The sequence below is a fragment of the Variovorax paradoxus genome (assembly GCF_030815975.1).
GTDB classification, from domain to species: domain Bacteria; phylum Pseudomonadota; class Gammaproteobacteria; order Burkholderiales; family Burkholderiaceae_C; genus Variovorax; species Variovorax paradoxus_N.
Genome location: NZ_JAUSXL010000002.1, coordinates 2,398,981 through 2,417,799, shown reverse-complemented (window position 1 = coordinate 2,417,799; position 18,819 = coordinate 2,398,981). Strand labels below are relative to the sequence as shown.

Annotated in this window: 20 protein-coding genes; 6 read left to right on the top strand and 14 right to left on the bottom strand. The window is 67.9% G+C overall.

Annotated features, from left to right (window positions below):
- Positions 1–9 precede the first annotated feature (9 nt).
- The 5 genes from QFZ47_RS15100 to QFZ47_RS15080 form a co-directional block, all read right to left on the bottom strand.
- A complete protein-coding gene (locus tag QFZ47_RS15100; RefSeq protein WP_307656403.1) occupies positions 10–261 on the bottom strand; it encodes a hypothetical protein in 252 nt (83 codons plus the stop codon).
- A gap of 63 nt (positions 262–324) precedes the next feature.
- Positions 325–570: a hypothetical protein gene (locus QFZ47_RS15095; protein ID WP_307656402.1), complete on the bottom strand. Its 246-nt coding sequence runs from the start codon at positions 568–570 to the stop codon at positions 325–327.
- A complete protein-coding gene (locus QFZ47_RS15090) occupies positions 567–1,049 on the bottom strand; it encodes a type VI secretion system amidase effector protein Tae4 (protein WP_307656401.1) in 483 nt (160 codons plus the stop codon). Before QFZ47_RS15090 ends, QFZ47_RS15095 begins: the two co-directional genes overlap by 4 nt.
- 203 nt (positions 1,050–1,252) lie before the next feature.
- Positions 1,253–1,681: a putative toxin-antitoxin system toxin component, PIN family gene (locus tag QFZ47_RS15085; protein WP_307656400.1), complete on the bottom strand. Its 429-nt coding sequence runs from the start codon at positions 1,679–1,681 to the stop codon at positions 1,253–1,255.
- Between the two features lie 40 nt (positions 1,682–1,721).
- Positions 1,722–2,960, bottom strand: coding sequence for a THUMP domain-containing class I SAM-dependent RNA methyltransferase (locus tag QFZ47_RS15080; protein WP_307656399.1), 1,239 nt, complete (start codon positions 2,958–2,960; stop codon positions 1,722–1,724).
- An 81-nt stretch (positions 2,961–3,041) separates the two neighbouring features.
- On the opposite strand from QFZ47_RS15080, the gene QFZ47_RS15075 reads away from it, so the two are divergent.
- From QFZ47_RS15075 to QFZ47_RS15055, 5 genes are all read left to right on the top strand, one after another.
- Positions 3,042–4,841, top strand: a complete 1,800-nt coding sequence (locus QFZ47_RS15075; protein WP_307656398.1) for an ATP-binding response regulator — start codon at positions 3,042–3,044, stop codon at positions 4,839–4,841.
- A gap of 90 nt (positions 4,842–4,931) precedes the next feature.
- Positions 4,932–5,555: a cytochrome b gene (locus QFZ47_RS15070; protein ID WP_307656397.1), complete on the top strand. Its 624-nt coding sequence runs from the start codon at positions 4,932–4,934 to the stop codon at positions 5,553–5,555.
- Entirely contained in the window at positions 5,552–6,130 is a 579-nt protein-coding gene (locus QFZ47_RS15065) for a YceI family protein (protein ID WP_307656396.1), read from the top strand. The genes QFZ47_RS15070 and QFZ47_RS15065 overlap by 4 nt, the downstream gene beginning before the upstream one ends.
- 40 nt (positions 6,131–6,170) lie before the next feature.
- Positions 6,171–6,806, top strand: a complete 636-nt coding sequence (locus tag QFZ47_RS15060; RefSeq protein WP_307656395.1) for a YceI family protein — start codon at positions 6,171–6,173, stop codon at positions 6,804–6,806.
- A 13-nt stretch (positions 6,807–6,819) separates the two neighbouring features.
- Complete coding sequence (locus QFZ47_RS15055) at positions 6,820–7,464, top strand: LysE family translocator (protein WP_307656394.1); 645 nt, start codon at positions 6,820–6,822, stop codon at positions 7,462–7,464.
- Positions 7,465–7,474: 10 nt separating this feature from the next.
- Here the strand turns inward: QFZ47_RS15055 and QFZ47_RS15050 are convergent, their stop codons facing one another.
- The 7 genes from QFZ47_RS15050 to argS all read right to left on the bottom strand — a co-directional run bounded on the left by QFZ47_RS15050 (position 7,475) and on the right by argS (position 15,656).
- Positions 7,475–9,079 (bottom strand): phospholipase D family protein, encoded by a 1,605-nt coding sequence (locus QFZ47_RS15050; protein WP_307656393.1) that lies wholly within the window; start codon positions 9,077–9,079, stop codon positions 7,475–7,477.
- 11 nt (positions 9,080–9,090) lie between these two features.
- Positions 9,091–10,683 carry an RNA polymerase factor sigma-54 gene (locus tag QFZ47_RS15045; RefSeq protein ID WP_307656392.1) on the bottom strand — a complete coding sequence of 531 codons (1,593 nt, stop codon included), beginning with the start codon at positions 10,681–10,683 and terminating at the stop codon, positions 9,091–9,093.
- A 17-nt stretch (positions 10,684–10,700) separates the two neighbouring features.
- Positions 10,701–11,495 carry an LPS export ABC transporter ATP-binding protein gene (gene lptB, locus QFZ47_RS15040; protein ID WP_307656391.1) on the bottom strand — a complete coding sequence of 265 codons (795 nt, stop codon included), beginning with the start codon at positions 11,493–11,495 and terminating at the stop codon, positions 10,701–10,703.
- Positions 11,492–12,232, bottom strand: coding sequence for a lipopolysaccharide transport periplasmic protein LptA (gene lptA / locus QFZ47_RS15035; protein ID WP_307656390.1), 741 nt, complete (start codon positions 12,230–12,232; stop codon positions 11,492–11,494). The genes lptB and lptA overlap by 4 nt, the downstream gene beginning before the upstream one ends.
- 192 nt (positions 12,233–12,424) lie before the next feature.
- Positions 12,425–13,072 (bottom strand): thiol:disulfide interchange protein DsbA/DsbL, encoded by a 648-nt coding sequence (locus QFZ47_RS15030; protein ID WP_307656389.1) that lies wholly within the window; start codon positions 13,070–13,072, stop codon positions 12,425–12,427.
- 144 nt (positions 13,073–13,216) lie between these two features.
- Entirely contained in the window at positions 13,217–13,963 is a 747-nt protein-coding gene (locus QFZ47_RS15025; protein ID WP_307656388.1) for an SPOR domain-containing protein, read from the bottom strand.
- Positions 13,964–13,970: 7 nt separating this feature from the next.
- Positions 13,971–15,656 carry an arginine--tRNA ligase gene (argS, locus tag QFZ47_RS15020; protein WP_307656387.1) on the bottom strand — a complete coding sequence of 562 codons (1,686 nt, stop codon included), beginning with the start codon at positions 15,654–15,656 and terminating at the stop codon, positions 13,971–13,973.
- A gap of 131 nt (positions 15,657–15,787) precedes the next feature.
- On the opposite strand from argS, the gene QFZ47_RS15015 reads away from it, so the two are divergent.
- The gene (locus QFZ47_RS15015) at positions 15,788–16,189 is read left to right on the top strand and encodes a hypothetical protein (RefSeq protein WP_307656386.1); all 402 of its coding nucleotides are present in this window, start codon (positions 15,788–15,790) and stop codon (positions 16,187–16,189) included.
- Positions 16,190–16,268: 79 nt separating this feature from the next.
- Here the strand turns inward: QFZ47_RS15015 and QFZ47_RS15010 are convergent, their stop codons facing one another.
- A complete protein-coding gene (locus QFZ47_RS15010) occupies positions 16,269–18,314 on the bottom strand; it encodes a spermidine synthase (RefSeq protein WP_307656385.1) in 2,046 nt (681 codons plus the stop codon).
- Positions 18,315–18,318: 4 nt separating this feature from the next.
- Complete coding sequence (locus QFZ47_RS15005) at positions 18,319–18,771, bottom strand: DUF2214 family protein (RefSeq protein ID WP_307656384.1); 453 nt, start codon at positions 18,769–18,771, stop codon at positions 18,319–18,321.
- Positions 18,772–18,819: the final 48 nt, after the last annotated feature.

The following is an 18,819-nucleotide window of genomic DNA, read 5'->3' as shown; positions in this document are numbered from 1 at the left end:
CAGCGGTTGTCAGAGACGCTGTTGGCGGCTGAGCTGCTTGTGGCGCCATTTGCGGAATGCACGGTCGCCGAGCCAGCCGCCCACTATCAAGGCGAGGAATTGAACGGCGAGCGCGACCAAGTACGCTTGGCCTAGGTCACCGTCGTTCTTCGCAAAGTTAAGCTCATACCTATGGCCCACAAGGCCAATGAGCTTGTAGAAAACAAGACTGAGCGCAATCGCTCCGGCGAAAATACAGAGCAGGCGAATGAGTGTTTTCATTGGGCCGACCAAAACCATATGGCGCATTTCAAGGATGCCCCCTCCCAAGAGATGCACTATGGGTTATTGACGATCAAGTTGCTTCTGCCGCCATTTGCGAAACACCCGGTCGCCTAGCCAGCCACCCACGATGGCGCAAATTGCCTGCACAGCAAGGGCGATTACAAAAGCTTGAGTTAGATCGCTCTCGCTTTGAGCCTTGTTCATTTCGTACCACTGGCCAATGGGCACAAGCACTCCCTTTGCCACAACAAAACTCAACGCCAGCCCTCCTAGCACAATGCAGATGAGGCGAAGTAGGATTTTCATAGAACCTGCCAAAACCATATGGCTCGCGCCAGACGCATGTCATTGATGGCCCCCTCCCAAGAAAGGTGCCACTGAACACGGAAATATGACATGAGTTCCGTCATGCGCGATCCATTCCAGAGATCGATATGGTCGCCTTGCCGCCCTTCACCCCAATAGTTCTGGATGAACACGATTCCAGTGCGGTTGGCGATTTTCTCGAAGCCTTCTTTTCCCATGTATTTTTCGGTGCGAGACATAAACCCCGAGGTGCCTGAATCCAGCCAGTTCGCCAACTCTTGCGCCCGAATCGGATACTTCGGCTTGTCTTTTTGCCAGGAGTAGACGCCCCGAAATCCGTCGAGGCTCATGTTCGACCGAATAAAGGCAGCGCCAACATTGATCGCACATTGGTCCTTGTAAACGTCCTTGTCCAGCAAGGCGCTGTCTCCCTTGATCACCGGATGATTCGCCCAGAGCGTCGCGAAAGATGGTTGCATGATTTCCCGTCGAAACAAGTGCTGAAGGGTGGCGCCAGGGCCGCACAAGGCAAGGAACTGCGATACCCGTTCGCCGCAACCATCCTCGCCTTGCCGGAAAGCTAACACCGCCCCTGGCAGGTGTCGATGAGAAGGAAGTAGCAAGCCGCTGGATTTCGCGCTTCTCGGCGCGCAGCGGCAATCGGCCGAGACTGTGGGTGCAGTCAGGGCCCGAGCGCCGCCTGCACCACCACGCCGCGCAGCGCGAGCCGCTTTTTCATCGACAGCACCGCGCGGTCCTTGCTGAGCAGCAGTGCGCGGTGCGCCACCGCAAGGTCGATGAAGACCTGGTCGTCGGGGTCGCTGCAGACGCAGGGTGCGCGCGATGGAACGCCTTCGACCATGCGTACCCGCGCATCGAAGTCCGCCAGCACGGCGGGCACTTGCAGGCGGCGCTGCGCCATGCGCCGGGCGATCAGCGGGTAGCCGAGCACGCGCTCGAGTTCGGCGCGCATCGCGGCCGTTGCGAGCCAGCGCAGTTCGCCCGCGGCCAGCAGGGCGATCAGCGGCACCCAGGCGGGGTCTTCGAAGACCAGCAGGTCGAGCGCGATGTTGGTGTCGATGACGACGAGGCCGGATTCTGGAACGGGCATGGCTCTGCGTGAAGGCGCGCACCCGCGAGTGCGCGCGGGGCTACTTCCTGGCCGAACCCGCAACCATGTCGAAGCGGAACAGCCGGCACTCGATCGGCCCGTTCCACATCGGCACGCGGCGCGACTCCTTCAGGCGCATCTGCCTGGGCAGCTTCAGGTCGGGCGTGAGCACCCAGGCGGTCCAGCCGGCGTAGTTCTTCTTCCAGTGGGTGGCGAGCTGTGGGAAGAATTCGCCGCCGTCGCCGCTTTCACCCGCTTCGGTCTGCGCCGATTCGCGCGCGCCCGAGCGGCCCGTGCCGGCCACGCCGCCGACCTCGATGCGCTCGCCGTACGGCGGGTTGAGCATGATCACGCCGCCCTCGGCCGGCGGCATGCGCTGCAGCGCGTCACCGCCGCGGAATTCGATGGCGTCGGCGACACCGGCGCGCTCCGCGTTGCGCTCGGCAAAGTCGACCATGCGGTGCGAGACGTCGGAGCCGAAGATGGCGACATTGCGCGGCACCGCCGACGATGCGGCTTCCTTCCTGATGGCGTCCCACACGTGCGCCTGGAACGGCAGCAGCTTCTCGAAGCCGAAGCGCCTGAGCGACCCGGCCGGAATGCCGCGCGCGATCTGCGCCGCCTCGATGGCGATCGTGCCGCTGCCGCAGCAGGGGTCGTACAGCGGCTCGGCGGCCACGGCGCCGGTTTCGGGGTTCCACCAGCCGCTCGCGGCCAGCATGGCGGCGGCCAGGGTTTCCTTCAGCGGCGCGTCGCCCTTGTCCTGCCGCCAGCCGCGCTTGAAGAGCGGCTCGCCGGAGGTGTCGATGTAGAGCGTGCAGTGCTCGGTGGTCAGGTGGGCGAACACGCGGCAGTCGGGCCACTGGGTCTCGATGCTCGGGCGCACGCCGCCGGCCTTGGCGCGGAAGCGGTCGGCAATGGCGTCCTTGATGCGCAAGGTGGCAAAGTTCAGGCTCTGCAGCGGGCTGTGCTGCGCCGTGGTCTCGATCTTGAAGGTCTGCCTGGGTGTGAACCAGATTTCCCAGGCCACGCCGCTCGCGATGGCGTAGAGGTCGTTTTCGTTGCGGTAGGGCGCGTGGGCCAGTTCGACCAGCACGCGCTGCGCGAGCCGGCTGTGCAGGTTGAGCTTGAGCGCGTCGCGCCATTCGGCGCGCACCCGCACGCCGCCGCGCAGCGTGAGCAGGTCTTGCCCGGCGCGGCCGGTGAGCGCATGGACTTCCTGCGCCAGGAGTTCCTCGACGCCGGCGGCGCAAGGCAAAAAGAGAGAAAGATCGTTCACAGGGGGTTCGCCATCATTCGGCCGGCTGGGGAACGCCATTGTCGCCGCGCCGGGCCGCTTCTCTATATAGTGGATCGGCCGATGAATTCCACCACCGCGCCCATGGTTGCTCCGGCTGTCGCCGATGACGGCCGCTTTGCGATCCAGTGCGAGGTTCTGCGGCTGTCGATCCGCCCGATCGGGCCGGTGCTGCTGGCGCAATACCTGCTGAACTGCGGCGTGGCGGCGCTCTTTGCCTGGCAATATTCCCTCTCGCGCGCGCTGGTGTGGATCTCGCTGATCACCGCCGTGACGCTCATGCGCGGCTTTTTTCCGCAGCGCCTGCCCGCCCCCTTCACGCCGCAGAGCCTGCGCGATGCGCAGCGCACGCACACGGTGCGCACCGGCATCTGGGAGCTGGCGCACGGCTTGGCCGGCGTGCTGCTGTTCAACCCCGGCCAGCCGGACCAGCAGCTGCTGCTCGGTCTGATGCTGATGGGCATGACGCTGTCCTCGGCATTCTCGGTGTCGTTCTACGTTCCGGCCACGCAGCTGGCGATCACGCTGCTGCTGGCACCGGTGATCGTGACCGGCCTCTGGCTCGGCGCGCCGGCGATGAAGGCGGTGGCGCTCATCGGCATCGGCCTGACCGCGATGATGTGGAAGCTGGTGGCCGAGCGCTCGCGCCAGCTCGAGGAAAACATCGGCCTGCGCCTCAATGAGCGCAGCCTGCGCGAGCAGGCGCTGGCCGGGCTTCGCGCCTCGGAGCAGGCGCAGGCCGAGCGGCTGCGCTTTTTCTCGGCCGCCAACCACGACCTGCGCCAGCCGGTGATGGCCATCGGCCTGCAGGCCGAAGTCTTGCGCCAGCAGCTCGACAACGGCGCCGATGCGCCCCTGGTGCAACACACCGTGGCCTCGCTCGCGCGTGCGCAGCAGGCGCTGGAAGGCCTGACCAACCAGCTGCTCGAGATCGGCCGCATCGAGGCTGCAGCCGATCCGCTGCAGCCGGTGGCGGTGTCGCTGGCGCCGCTGCTGCACGATCTCGCGCGCCAGGCCGGTGACGGCCGCGTCACGGTGCGCTGCCCTGCCGATGCGGTGGCCTGGGCCGATGCGGTTTCGCTGCGCCGCGTGCTGGCGAACCTGGTCGACAACGCCGTCAAGTTCACGCCGCGCGGCCGGGTGCTGCTGGCCGTGCGCGCGCGCCGGCGCGACACCGGCCGCGCCTGGCGCGTGGAGGTGCGCGACAGCGGCATCGGCATTGCCGCCGACTCGCAGGAACGCGTGTTCGGCGACTTCGAGCAGATCGGCAATGTGGAGCGCAACCTGCAGCGCGGGCACGGGCTGGGCCTGGCGATCGTGCGGCGGCTGGCCGCGCAGCTCGGCATCCAGGTGTCGCTGCGTTCGGCGCCGGGGCGGGGCTCGGTGTTCGGCTTCGAACTGCCCGCGGCGCCGGCCGACGCGCCGGTGGCGGCTCCCGCGCCCGCGCCCGCGGCGCCGCCCCGCTCCGGCGCGGCGCATGCGCTGCGGCCCGGCCTGGCCGTGCTGGTGGTGGAAGACAACGCCGTGGTGGCCGACAGCCTCGGGGCCCTGCTGCAGCAATGGCAGCTCGCGCCGCGCGTGTACGCCAGCGCGGCCGAGGCGCTGGCGCTGGCCGACCTGCGCGCGCTCGATGCCGCGCTGTGCGACATCCGGCTGCCGGGCGCGCTCGACGGCATCGCGCTGGCGGAACGGCTGCAGCGGCACAAGCCCTCGCTCACCATCGCGCTGGTTTCGGCCGACATCGGCGAAGCCACCCAGCGGCTGGCCGCCGAGCGCGGCTGGCATGCGCTGCGCAAGCCGGTGCAGCCGGCCGAGCTGCATGCGGTGCTGGTGCAGGCGCAGCAGGCGGCAGCCGGGCGCTGAACGGGCGGCCGGTGCGTTTGGCACGGCTCGTGCAGTGCCTTCACCGCTTCCGATATATGCTCCGCGCACAGGCCGCCGGTCCTGCTTCCGATGTCCATCGACACACCTTCCCCTCCTGCTGCGGCCGATCCGCCCGAACTGCGCGAACTTCGCGAACTGCGTTATGGCCCGGTCGCGATCGCGCTGCACTGGCTGCTTGCGGCCATGATCGTCGGCTCGCTCGGCGTCGGCCTCTACATGACGGGCCTGCCGCTCTCGCCGGCGCGCATCAAGCTCTACAACTGGCACAAGTGGGCGGGCGTGACGATCCTGCTGCTGTCGGCCGCGCGCCTGCTGTGGCGGCTGCGCCATCCGCCGCCGCCGCTGCCGGCCGATGCGGCGGCGGCCATGCCGCACTGGCAGCGCAGCGGCTACCGCGCGAGCCACGCGCTGATGTACCTGCTGTTCCTTGTGGTTCCGCTGTTCGGCTGGGCCTACAGTTCGGCGCTGGGTTTTCCGGTGGTGTGGTTCGGCTTGCTGCCGCTGCCCGACTTCGTGCCGGTCGACAAGGAATGGGCCGAGGCCGTGCTCAAGCCGCTGCACAAGGGCAGCGCGTTCACGCTGGCCGCGGTGGCGCTGCTGCACGTGGCGGCGGTGCTCAAGCACCACTGGATCGACCGCGATGGCATCTTGAAACGCATGTGGCCCGCGCCACGCAAGGAATCCGCCGGATGAAGCGCATCACTCGTCTCCTTCTTGCGGCCCTCGCGTTTGCCGCTCTTGCGCCCGCGCTCGCCGAGCCGGCTACGGCCACCCGGCTGGTGCCCGACAAGAGCCAGATTGCCTTCGTGAGCAAGCAGATGGGTGCGCCCGTGGAGGGCACCTTCAAGAAGTTCGATGCGCAGGTGGCCTTCGATCCGCGCAAGCCCGAGGGCGGCACGGTCGCATTGCAGATCGACACGGGCAGCGCATCGCTCGGCGTGCCCATGAGCGATGCCGAACTGCCCAAGGCCCCGTGGTTCGATACGTCGCATTTTCCGCAAGCCAGTTTCCAGTCGAGTGCGATCAAGGCGCTGGGCGACGGCCGCTTCGAGATGGCGGGCAAGCTCACCATCAAGAACATCTCGCGCCCGGTCACGGTGCCGGTGAGCATTGCGCAAGCCGGCGGCCAGGCGGTGGCCACCGGAAGCTTTACGATCCAGCGGCTCGACTACAAGGTGGGCGACGGCGAATGGACCGATACCTCGGTGGTCGGCAACGAGGTGCTGGTTCGCTTCAAGTTCACGCTCGCGGGGTTCGGCCCGCTTTGAATTCCCTTACTCCGTTCTCACGCCACGCACGCCCATTGCCATGAAGAAGCTCCTCCTCGCTGCCGCGCTGTCTGCCGCGGCGGCCTTTGCCACCCCTGCCCTGGCGCAGGACTACACCGCGCCGCCCGTGGCCGCCAAGCCCGCGGGCGGCCCGGTGAAGAACGCCAGCTACGTGATCGACCCCACGCACACCTTCGTGATGTACGAGATGGGGCATTACGGCACCACCACCAACCGCGGCCGCTTCAGCACCAAGGACGGCTCGGTGCAGATCGACGGCACGGGCAGCAGCGGCAAGGTCGACATCACGATGGACATCGGCTCCATCAACACCGGCGTCGACCTGCTCAACCGGCACGTTCAAAGCAAGGACTTCTTCAACGTGGCCGAATTCCCGACCGGCCGCTTCGTGGCGGACCGCATCGAATTCAACGGCGACAAGGTGATCGACGTGCCGGGCACGCTCACGCTGATGGGGCAGACCAAGCCGGTCACGCTCAGGGCCGTGCGCTTCAACTGCTACCTGAACCCGCTCATCAACCGCCAGGTCTGCGGCGGCGACTTCGAGGCCACGGTACAGCGCAGCGACTGGGGCATCACCTGGGGCCTGAACTTCGGCTTCGAGAACAAGGTGAAGCTGCTGGTGCAGGTCGAAGCGGTCAACGTGCAGCAGTAGTCCCAGGAAAACCATGAGCGGCATCACGGTTCCACTGCTGGGCATCGCGGGCGCAATGATCGTCGGGGCCATGAGCCCCGGCCCGAGCTTCGTCATGGTGGCGCGCACCGCCGTGTCGTCGTCGCGCGGCGACGGCCTGGCCGCGGCGCTGGGGATGGGCGCGGGCGGCGTGGTGTTCGCCATTGCGGCGCTGGTCGGGCTGCAGGCGGCGTTCGCCGCGGTTCCGGCGCTGTACCTGGCGGTGAAGCTGCTCGGCGGCGCCTACCTGGTGGTTCTGGGCATTCGCATCTGGCGTGGCGCACGCGAGCCGCTTCCGGCTGCGCAGGAAGAGGGACGCTTGGCCGGCGGCCGGGGCAATCCGCGGCGCGCGTTTCTCCTGGGCATGGGCACGCAGATCAGCAATCCGAAGACCGCGGTGGTCTACGCCAGCATCTTCGCCGCGTTCCTGCCGCGCGAGGTGCCGCTGGCGCTGGCGCTCGCGGTGCCGGCGGTGATCTTCTGCATCGAGACCGGCTGGTACGCGGTCGTCGCGCTGGCGCTCTCGTCGGCGGCGCCGCGCTCGGCCTACCTGCGCTACAAGGCCTGGATCGACCGCGCGGCCGGCGGCGTGATGGTGCTGCTGGGCCTCAAGCTGCTGTCGGGCGTGCGCGGCAGCTGAGCCGCGCGGGCTACAGCAGGCTTTCGGGCGTCAGCGGCGCCAGCAGTTCGAGCATGGTGCGGCCCCAGAAATCGGAGTCGGGCTCCTCGCTCAGCACGGTGGTCTTGCCGGCCTCCTCCTCGCTGATCCACTCGATGCGCGCATCGCCGCTGCCCTTCGCAAAGCGCAGCCGGTAGGCGCCCTGCTGCTTCAGCACCTCGATGAGCTTGAGCGTCTGCTGCGCCATCTCGGGGCTGCGGATGAAAAGCCCGATCTCGGTGTTGTGCGTTTCGGAGCGCGGGTCGAAGTTCATCGAGCCGACGAAAAGAACCTGCCGGTCGATCACCGCCGACTTCGCATGCAGCCGCCCCACCGAAGTACCGAACAGGCCGAGACGCACGCTGCGCCGCGTGCGCGTGGTGCTCAATTCGTAGAGGTCGGCGCCGAGCCCGAGCATCTCGGTCCGGTAGCGGCGGTAGGCGGTGTGGACCAGCGGCTCGTCGGTGGCGGCGAAGGAATTGGTGACGACGCTGATCTTCACGTTGCGCCGGCGGATCTCGCGCATCATTTCGAGGCCCGCCTCGCCCGGTATCAGGTAGGGCGAGACGATGGTCACTTCGGAGCGCGCGCGTCGCATCTGCTCGACCACGTTGTAGCGCACGCTGTCGACGTCGAGCAGCGGCACGCCGCCGTACGAGGCGGTCTTGCCGATCACGCGCTCGGGCGAATCGGCATACGCCTCGGCAAGGGCCCAGATCAGGTCGAGCTTGCCCGCCTCCAGGTCTTCGGCCATCGGGCTGTAGCCGAGCAGGTCGTTGGGCGCGGGCCTGGGCGGCGGCGGCGTGGTGTCGGGGCCGGTGGCGGCGTCGAAGCGCCGCTGCAATTCCTCGCGCGGCAGGCTGCTGGCCACCACGGACTGGATCGGCCGCACGTAGATGCTGTTCCAGTACTGGTCGAACAGCGCGCCAAGGCGCGGGACCAGCGCGCCGGCCACGAAGGTGTCCAGGTCGATGAAGTTCTCGCCGGCGGTGCGCCTGAAGTACTGGTTGCCGATGTTGCGCCCGCCCGCCACCGCCATCGCGCCATCGGCGATGAAGAGCTTGTTGTGCATGCGCCGGTTGACGCGGCTGAAGTCGAACAGCGAGGCGGTGAAGCGCCTGAGCAGGCTGCCGCGCCCGGCCGGAAACGGGTTGAACAGGCGCAGTTCGACGTTCGGCGTGGCGGCCAGGCCGAGCAGCAGTTCGTCCTCGCCCGAGGTGTAGAGATCGTCCATCAGCAGGCGCACGCGCACGCCGCGCCGGGCCGCATCGCGCAGCGTGCGCAGCAGGTAGCGGCCGGTCTCGTCGTTCTCGATCTGGTAGTACTGCACGTCGAGCGTGCGCTGGGCGCGCCGCGCGAGCTGGATGCGGGTGTCGAACGCGAAGTCGCCGCCCGGCATCAGGCGAAAGCCGCTCAGGTCGGAGTCGGGCTGCGAGGCCAGCGCGATCTTGCCGAGCGCGGTGTCGGCCGAGGCGGCCATGGCCTTGGTGGGCGGGTGCGGTGCTTCGTCGGGCAAGGTGGCGCAGCCGGCGAAGAGCAATGCCGCCGCCATGGCGAAGATCCATTGCCCGCAGCGCGACAGCAGGCGGCGGGCCATCGGCGGGCTTTCTACAGCGCCTTGCGGAGGTTGGCGGGCGCGATGCGCAGCGCCTCGCGGTACTTGGCCACGGTGCGCCGCGCGCATTCGATGCCCTGCTCTTTCAGCATCTCGGAAATCTGGCTGTCGGACAGCGGCTTCTTGATGCTCTCGGAGCCCACGAACTGCTTGATCAGCGCGCGCACCGCGGTGCTCGACGCATTGCCGCCGGTTTCGGTGCCGAGCGCCGAGCCGAAGAAGTACTTGAGCTCGACCGTGCCGAAAGGCGTGGACATGTACTTGGCCGTGGTCACGCGCGAGATGGTCGACTCGTGCAGGCCCAGTTCGTCGGCAATCTCGCGCAGCACCAGCGGCCGCATCGCGAGTTCGCCGTGCACGAAGAAGCTCTTCTGCCGCTCGACGATGGCGTTGCTCACGCGCAGGATGGTGTCGAAGCGCTGCTGGATGTTTTTGATGAACCAGCGCGCCTCCTGCAGCCGCTGCGACAGCGCCTGGCTGCCCTCGCCCTTGTGCGACTTGAGCGCGCCGGCATAGATGTCGTGCACGCGCAGCCGCGGCATGACCTCGGGGTTGAGCATGACGCGGAACTTGGCGTTGGTGCCGCGGCCGATCTTGGTGACGATCACGTCGGGAATGACGATGTTGCGCTCGACATCGACGAAGCGGCGGCCCGGCTTGGGCTCCAGGCGCGAGATGATCTGCAGCGCCGAGCGCACAACCTCTTCGTTGGTGCGCGTGAGCGTGGCCAGGCGCTTGAAGTCGCGCCGCGCGAGCAGCTCCATCGGCTGCTTGCAGATCGCGATGGCGGTCTTGCGCACCAGCGCGTGTTCCTCGGTCTCGCTTTCGCTGGCGAGTGCGCGCAGCTGGATGCACAGGCATTCGCCCAGGTCGCGCGCGCCGACGCCGGCCGGCTCCAGGCTCTGCAGCAGGCCGAGCGCCACCTGGAAGTGATGCACCAGCTCGTCGAACTGGTCGTTGTCGTCGCCCGCGAGGCCCGAGGCCAGCGCCGGCAGCGAATCCTCGAGGTAGCCGTCGTCATTGAGCGATTCGATCAGGAAGCGCAGCGCGGCACAGTCGTTTTCGTTGAGCCGCAGGCTCAGCGCCTGCCGGTGCAGGAAGGATTGCAGCGACTCCTGGCTGCGCGCGAGCTCGGTGGCGTCGGCACGCTCGTCGTCGCCCAGGTTGTTCTGGCGCGCGGGGGCGTCGCTGCCCCACTCGCTGTCGTCAGGCGCCATGTCGACGGTGCCGTCGCCTTCCCAGTCGGGCTCGCGCTCGGTGGCATCGGCGGCGGGAACGTCGGACTCGGGAGGGGAGGCGGTTTCGCTGGACGTGGTGGCCGCGCTGCTGATGGGGGCCGCGGCGAATTCGCCCTCGGCGGCTTCACCCGCTTCGTCGCGCGGCATCGGCGTATCGATGGCATCGAGGCCGAATTCCTCGCGCGCGGCTTCTTCCGCGGTGCGTTCGAGGAACGGGTTCTCGTCCAGCATCTGCTCCACCTCCTGGCTCAGTTCGAGCGTGGAGAGCTGCAGCAGCCGGATCGACTGCTGCAGCTGGGGCGTGAGCGCCAGGTGCTGCGAAACGCGAAGGGACAGCCCTTGCTTCATGGAGACCGGCTCCTCGCTTACATCCGGAAGTGCTCGCCGAGGTACACCCTGCGTACTTCGGCGTTGTCGACGATCTCCGAGGGCGTGCCTTGTGCCAGCACATGTCCGTCGCTGATGATGAACGCGTGATCGCAGATGCCCAGCGTTTCACGCACGTTGTGGTCGGTGATGAGCACGCCGATGCCGCGCTCCTTCAGGAAGCTGATGATCCGCTGGATCTCGATCACGGCGATGGGGTCGATGCCGGCAAAGGGCTCGTCCAGCAGGATGAAGCGCGGCTGCGTGGCCAGCGCGCGGGCAATCTCGACCCGGCGCCGTTCCCCGCCCGAAAGCGCGAGCGCAGGCGAGTCGCGAAGATGGTCCACCCGCAGGTCGGCCAGCAGGCCGGACAGGCGCTCCTCGATGCGCTGCTTCGTCAAGGGCGCGGGCTTGCCGCTGGCGTCGGGTTCGCGCTGGAGCTCGAGCACGGCGCGCACGTTTTCCTCGACCGTGAGCTTGCGGAAGATGGAAGCTTCCTGCGGCAGGTAGCTCAGGCCCATGCGGGCGCGCCGGTGGATCGGCATGTGGGCGATGGGTTCGCCGTCGATGGTGATCTCGCCCGCGTCGGCCCGCACCAGGCCCACGATCATGTAGAACGAGGTGGTCTTGCCGGCGCCGTTGGGGCCGAGCAGTCCCACGACCTCGCCCTTCTGCACGTCGAGCGAGACATCCCTGACGACCTTGCGGCTGCCGTAGCTTTTCTGCAGGCCGCGCACCACCAGGCGGCTGCCCGGCGTGCCATCGGCGTTCTGGGTTCCGGCGGTTTCGATCACTTGCGCCCTTCCCCTTCGCCGCCACCGAGCGTGGTGGTCGAGCGCAGGCCGGCACCGGGTGCCGGTTGGGGCGCTGCCGCCGCCGGCGCGGCCCGTCCGCCGGCGGGGGCCGAGGCACCGGGCGCCGGCGCCGTGGCGCTCTTGGGCGTGAGGATGGTCTTCACCCGCCCGCCCGCCGGGGCGTTCACCCCGGCATTGGGCGGCACGGTGGAACCGTTGACCGTGTAGGTGTCGTTGCTCTGGTCATAGACGATGAGCGCGCCCTGGCTTTCGTCGTTGGGCGTGGCGCCGAGCAGGCGGCGCATGACGGCATTGCGGATGAACTTGACGTTGTCGGCGCGGCTGTCGTACTCGATGACTTCGGATTCGCCCTCGATCCACTCGTCGGGCGCATTGCGCTTCTGCTTGTAATAGGCCCGTTTGCCGGGCGCCGCCGTGACCACGCCGTACTGGTAGCCCTCGGCATCCTGGCGCACGTCGATGCGCGCGCCGCGGATGATGATCGTGCCCTTGGTGACCAGCACGTTCCCCGTGAACACGCTCGTCTGCTTGAGGTCGTCGTAGCGCATCGCATCGGATTCGATGTTCATCGGCTTGCTGCGGTCGGCGGTTTCGGCCAGCGCGCCCGAGGCCAGGCCGGCCAGCAGCAGCGCGCCGATACCCGCGCGGGCGAGACGGGCCAGTCGGCCGGTGCGGCGAAGAAGAGGGGTGGTGTGGGAGTAGGAGTGCAATGTCATAGAGGCACGAAACTTGCTCTGCATTGTATGCGGCGGATGGCGCCAAGCCTTCCATCGCAAATGAAAAAGCCCGCCAAATGCGGGCTTGACATCCCATCCGGGAACACCGCGGAACCGGCTCCGCCGGGCCGCAGGTGTCGCCCCCTGCAAGGGGGTGGGCGCTGCGGACACGAAGTGCCGCGCAGCCTGGGGTTAGCCCTTTTTAGCTTCGCCGATCAGGTAGTTGGTGACCTGCAGCGCCTTGGTCATGTTGCCAGCCAGTTCGCCGTCTACGTACCAGCGCCCGTTCACGGCCAGCGCCGGCACGCCGGCCACCTTGTAGGCATCGGTCAGCTGCGCGGCGCGCTTGGCCTTGCTGGCCACGCCGAAGGAGGTGAAGACTTCCTTGAACTTGGTACCGTCGAGGCCATTGGCCGCGGCCCAGGCAATGATGGCGGCGTCGCCGTTCACGTTCTGGCGCTGCTTGTGGATCGCGTCGAAGACCTTCGGCTGGAATTCGTCGATCTTGCCCATGGCTTCGAGCGCGTAGTACAGGCGCTGCTTGGCTTCGACGTCGTTACCCACGAAAGGCACGGGCACGCGGCGGAAAGCCACTTCCTTCGGGGCGGTCTTGAGCCAGGCTTCCAGCTGCGGCTCGAAGTCGTTGCAGTGCGGGCAGTTGTACGAGAAGAACTCGATCACCTCGATCTTGCCCGCCGGCGCGTCGACCGGCACGCGCTTGTCGAGCACCAGGTACTCGGTGCCGGCCTTGGGCGCGCGCGCCTGGGCGTGGGCGCTGTTGCCAGCCATCGAAAGCAGGCCCAGCGAGGTGGCGGCCAGCGAAAAGTCACGACGTTTCATTGAAAGAGTTCTCCTGTTGGGTACGGCAGACAGAGCCGGCGCGCCGCGCGGAGTTCCCGCATGCGGCATGCCCAGGACGATCCTGGCGGCGGCCCGTGCCGCGCGGCGAAGCTTAAAGAATATCCGTGATGGCCGCCGGCAGGCTCAGCGCTGTACGCGCACGAGCGCCGATTCGAGGCCGCCGCTGTCGAGCCGTTCCTTCAGGCGATCGGCATCGTCCTTCTTGTTGAACGGACCCGCGCGCACCCGGTAGACGGTGCGGCCGGCTTGCTCGCGCTCGGTGACCCGGGCCTCGACGCCCATCAGCGACAGCTTGGCGCGCTGGGCCTCGGCATCGTCGGTGGTGCGGAAGGCGCCGGCTTGCACGAAGTACATGAACGGATCGGCACCCGGCGCCGCGCTGTTGCTGCCGGGCGCGGCGGAAGCCGTGGTGGTACTACCGCTGTTGCCGCCGGCGCGCGCGCGCGCCAGGTCGCCCAGCGGATCGTTCGATGGCGGCGGGGAATTGGCTTCGGCCGGCACCGGTGCCGGGCGCGGGGGTTTTGGAGCCACCACCACCGGCACCGGCGGCGCGGGCGGCGGAGCGGCACCCGGCGCCACGGCCGCGGTATCGCCGCCGGCCGGTGGTGCCACCACCGGGCCGGCCGCAGCCGGCGGCTGCGGCTTGGGCGCGCCGGCCTTGCCGGCCAGCGGCGCGTTGGGATCCCAGTCGCGGTTCTTGCGGGCTTCGGCTTCGTCCTGCTCGGCGCCGCCGCGCTGGGTCTTGGTCACGAACGGGATCGGCACCTTGGTCACGTAGACCGCGATGCCCAGCGCGACACCCAACCCCAGCACCAGGCCGACGATGAGCCCGATGACGATGTTGCCGCGTTGTCTGGTTGTCTTCTTCATAGTCAGTTCACATCTTGCTCGGCGCACTGACGCCGAGAATCGCGAGGCCATTGTGCAGCACCTGCGCGGTGGCCGCGACGAGCGCGAGCCGCGCCAGCTTGACCGGCTCGTCGTCGACCAGGATGCGCTCGGCGTCGTAGTAGCTGTGGTAGCTGGCCGCCAGTTCGCGCAGGTAGAAAGTAACGTCGTGCGGCGCGAAATCCTTGGCGGCGGCCGTGAGCATGGCAGGGTACCTGGCCAGCAGCAGCATGAGCGCCTGCGCGGCCGGGCTTTGGAGCGGCGACAGGTCCACGTCCTTCAGTGTGGCCGCGTCGCCGCCCCAGCCCGCCAGCACCGAGCAGATGCGCGCATGGGCGTACTGCACGTAGTACACCGGGTTGTCGTTGTTCTTCGTCACCGCGAGGTCGACGTCGAAGGTGTATTCGGTGTCGGGCTTGCGGCTCAAGAGGAAGAAGCGCACGGCGTCGGTGCTGGTCCACTCGATCAGGTCGCGCAGCGTGACGTAGCTGCCCGCGCGCTTGCTGATCTTGACCTCTTCGCCACCCTTCATCACGCGCACCATGGTGTGCAGCACGTAGTCGGGGTAGCCCTCGGGAATGCCCACGCCCGCGGCCTGCAGGCCGGCGCGCACGCGCGCGATGGTGCCGTGGTGGTCAGTGCCCTGGATGTTGACCACCTTGTGGAAGCCGCGCTCCCACTTGGCGATGTGATAGGCGACGTCGGGCACGAAGTACGTGTACGTGCCATCCTGCTTCTTCATCACGCGGTCCTTGTCGTCGCCGTAGTCGGTCGACCGGAGCCAGAGCGCGCCGTCCTGCTCGTAGGTCTTGCCGGCGGCCACGAGCTTGCGAACCGCCTCCTCGACGCGGCCGCTGGTGTAGAGGCTGGATTCGAGGTAGTAGTTGTCGAAGCGCACGCGGAAGGCCTGCAGGTCCAGGTCCTGCTCGCGGCGCAGGTAGGCCACGGCGAATTCGCGGATGGAGTCGAGGTCGCCGATGTTGCCGCTGGCGGTGTATTCGCGGTCATCCGACTTGACGGTCTTCTTGGCCTTGAAGTCTTCCGCGATGTCGGCGATGTAGTCGCCGTTGTAGGCGGGCGCCTTTTCGCCGCTCGGCCATTCGGGGTCGCCGGGCTTGAAGCCGCGGGCGCGCAGTTGCGTGCTGTTGGCCAGCGTCTGGATCTGCACGCCGGCGTCGTTGTAATAGAACTCGCGCCAGACGCTGTCGCCCTGGGAAGCGCGCAGGTTGCAGATGGCGTCGCCGAGTGCGGCCTGGCGGCCATGGCCGACGTGCAGCGGCCCGGTGGGGTTGGCCGAGACGAACTCGACCAGCACCTTTTCGCCGGTGGCGGGCTGCTGCCCGAAGGCGCTGCCGGCGGCCAGCACCTCGCGCACGATCTGCTGCTTGGCGGCCGTCTTGAGGCGGATGTTGAGAAAGCCGGGGCCGGCAATCTCGATGGCTTCGACCCACTGGCCGAAAACCGGGGTGGCGAGCAGCGCGGCACTGAGCTCCTCGGCCAGTTCGCGCGGCTTGCGCCCGAGCGGCTTGGCCAGTTGCATGGCGGCCGTGCTGGCGAAATCGCCGTGGGCAGCCACCTTGGGCGACTCGAACGCGGCTTTGGAGCCAGCGCCGGGCGAGAGGGATTCGAGCGTGTTCGCGAGCGCCGCGAGCAGCTCCTGTTTGACCAATAGCATCTGCGAATTTTACCGGGGGCAAACCCGGGTCCAGTTAACGATCGTCATCCGATGGGCGGCTTCGGCCGTTAGGGTGATCGGCCCCGGGGCGGGGCATCCTGTCACAAACCATCTTGCAAGGACATATCACCATGAAGAAGCTCCTTTCCCTGATCGCACTGGGCGCCTGTCTTTCCTTCGGCGCCGCGCAGGCACAAGACAAGGCGCCGGCCAAGGCTCCGGCGCCTGTCACCGCTCCCGCGGCCACGCCCGCGACGCCCGCCACCCCCGCCGCTCCTGCGGCGGCAACTCCCGCAGCGCCGGCCACCGCAGCGGCCCCCGCCGCGAGCTGCGAATCCAAGGCCATCGACAAGAACGGCAAGCCGCTGTCCGGCGCCGCCAAGGGCAGCTTCATCAAGAAGTGCGAGAAAGACACCAAGGCCGCCGCAGCACCCGCTTGCGCAGCCAAGGCCGTCGACAAGAACGGCAAGCCGCTGGCCGGCGCCGCCAAGAACAGCTTCATGAAGAAGTGCGAAAAGGACGCCAAGGCCTGACGAAGCAGCGCTGCGCTTCATCAGCCTGCGCAAACAGGGCCCGCCGTGTGCGGGCCCTTTTTCATGGGCGCACCGGCGGCTACTTCAGCACACTCAGCAGGTTGTTGAAATCGTCGGTCCAGGGCCGCCTGCCGGGCGCCGGCGCCATGGCGGTTGCCGCGCCGGCCACCGGCTCGCGCGCCAGCACCTGCGCATTGCGCGCCACCAGCACCCAGTCGGTCGGGTTGAGCCACTTCGAATCTTCCGCATCGTCGCTGACCAGCACCGCGTGCAGGCCCTTCATCTCGGCGATCCGTGCCACCACGGGTGCCAGTTCGAGGAAGCGGTTGGTCACGTGAAAGGCCACCACGCCATCGGGTTTCATGTGCCGCAGGTAGACGTCCATGGCCTGCGCGGTGAGCAGGTGCACCGGCACCGCGTCGCCCGAGAAGGCGTCCACCGCGAGCAGGTCGAAGCCTTGCGGCGGCTCGCGCTCCAGCGCCAGCCGCGCGTCGCCGAGCACGCGCTCGATGCGCGCCGGGCTGTCGCGCAGGAAGGTGAATTCGCTGTCCGCCAGCTCGAACACCTGCGGATTGATCTCGTAGATCCGGTAGGTGTCGCCGCTGCGGCCGTAGCTCGCGAGCGTGCCGGCGCCCAGGCCGATCAATCCGATGCGGCGCGGCCCGGCCGGCGCGGCGGCCATCGCGCGGCCGATGCCCGAGGTGGCGCCGTAGTAGGTGGTGGGCTCGCGCCGGCGGGAAGGGTCCAGGAACTGCTCGCCGTGCTTGATGGAGCCGTGCGACAGCACCCGCACGCTGTCTGAGAGATGGAGGCGCCGCACGTCGAAGGTGATCAGCGCGCCGTGGAAATTGCGCACCAGGTGGCGCGCGTCCGACCTGTCGCTGGCGATCTGCGCCATCAGGAAGTACGCGCAGCCGGCCGCCAGGGCCGCGCCGGAGGCCCGCAGCCAGTTCCGCTGGCGCAGAACGGCGGCCGCCGCGAGCGCCGTCAGCACCAGGCCGATGCCCAGCTCGTAGTACGCCGGCAGCACATGCGGCGCCACCAGCCCGACCATGGCGCCGCCCGTGGCGCCACCGAGCGAGAGCATCAGGTAGAAGCGCGTGAGATAGCGCGGCGCCGGCCGCAGCCTGGCGGTTTCTCCGTGCAGGAACATGCACAGCACGAACAGCCCGCCGACGTAGATCGGCAGCCCCGTGCGCACATCCGAGCCGATGTGGTGCTGCAGGCCGAAGGCGCACAGCAGCAGCATGCCCGCCGCCAGCGGCAGGAAAACGCCGCGCCGGTACCAGCGGTCGCTCTCGAAGCACAGCACAAAAGTGAACAGGTACAGCGACAGCGGCACGATCCAGAGAAACGGAACCGCGGCGACGTTCTGGGTGATGTGGTTGGTCACGGCCAGCAACAGCCACGACGCCAGCGCCGGCAGCACGAGCCAGAGCAGGCCGTCAGTCCAGCGCGGTGGCTTCTCGCTGCCGGCGGCCACGCCCTGCTGGCTCGGCGCGGCCGGCAACGGCACGGCCTCGGCCCAGCGGTACGCCACCAGCAGCGTCGTGCCGGCGCACAGCGCCACGAACATGCCGTAGCCCCACGACCATCCCTGCGCCTGCTGCTGCAGCGAACTGCGCGGCTCGATCAGCACGGGATAGCTCAGCAGCGACAGCAGCGATGCGAGGTTGGAGAGCGAGAAGTACCGGTAGACCTTGGCGCTCCACGGCGTGCGCGCCACCCACGATTGCACCAGCGGGCCGGTGGTCGAAAGAAGAAAGTACGGGAGACCGATGGTCCCGAGCAGCAGCCCCAAAATCAGCCATGCCGGGTCTTCGCTGCCGGAAGGCTTCCAGCGCGCGGCCACCACGAGCGGAAGGAACGCCAAGCTTGCGAGCAGCAGCCCCACGTGCAGCGCGGCCTGCGCCCGCGCGCGAAGGCGGCGCGTCACCCAGTCGGAATACGCATAGCCCGCCAGCAGCACGGCCTGGAAGAACACCATGCAGGTCGACCACACGGCGGCCGAGCCGCCGAACCAGGGCAGGATCTGCTTGGCGATCAGCGGCTGGACCAGGAACAGCAGGAACGCGCTGCTGAAGATGGTGCCGGCAAACAGAAGCTGGATGCCGGTGCGTCCCATGCGCCTACTTGCCGAAGCCGCGCGCGAGGAACACGGCGACCAGCGGAATCAATGCGATCAGGTGGGCCTGCACCATCACCAGCTTGCGTGTCTTGCGGACGTCGGTTTCGGCCGGCAGCGTGCCGTTGGCGCGCAGCGCCTTGCGCCAGCGGAAGTAAGTGAGCGTGGGAAAGATCGAGAGCACGCCGACGATGATGAACAAGCCGAGCTTCACATGCAACAGCGGGTTGGTCCAATACCACGCCGTGCCCTTCACGCCCCACACCGTGCGCGCGATGCCGGTGGCCAGCACCGCGACGGCCGCCATGCCGTAGACCATGTCGACCTTGGCGAGCCGCTCCACCACGGCGGCATTGAGCCACTGCACACGGCACAGCGCGGCTTCGCTCGAGATGAAGACGACCATCGTGAGGATGGCCAGCAGATGCAGGTAGGCGAGGATGGCTTCGAGGGTCATCGGGGGCTTTCTTCTCAATGGTTTGCAAATGCTTGCAGATTGTGCCGC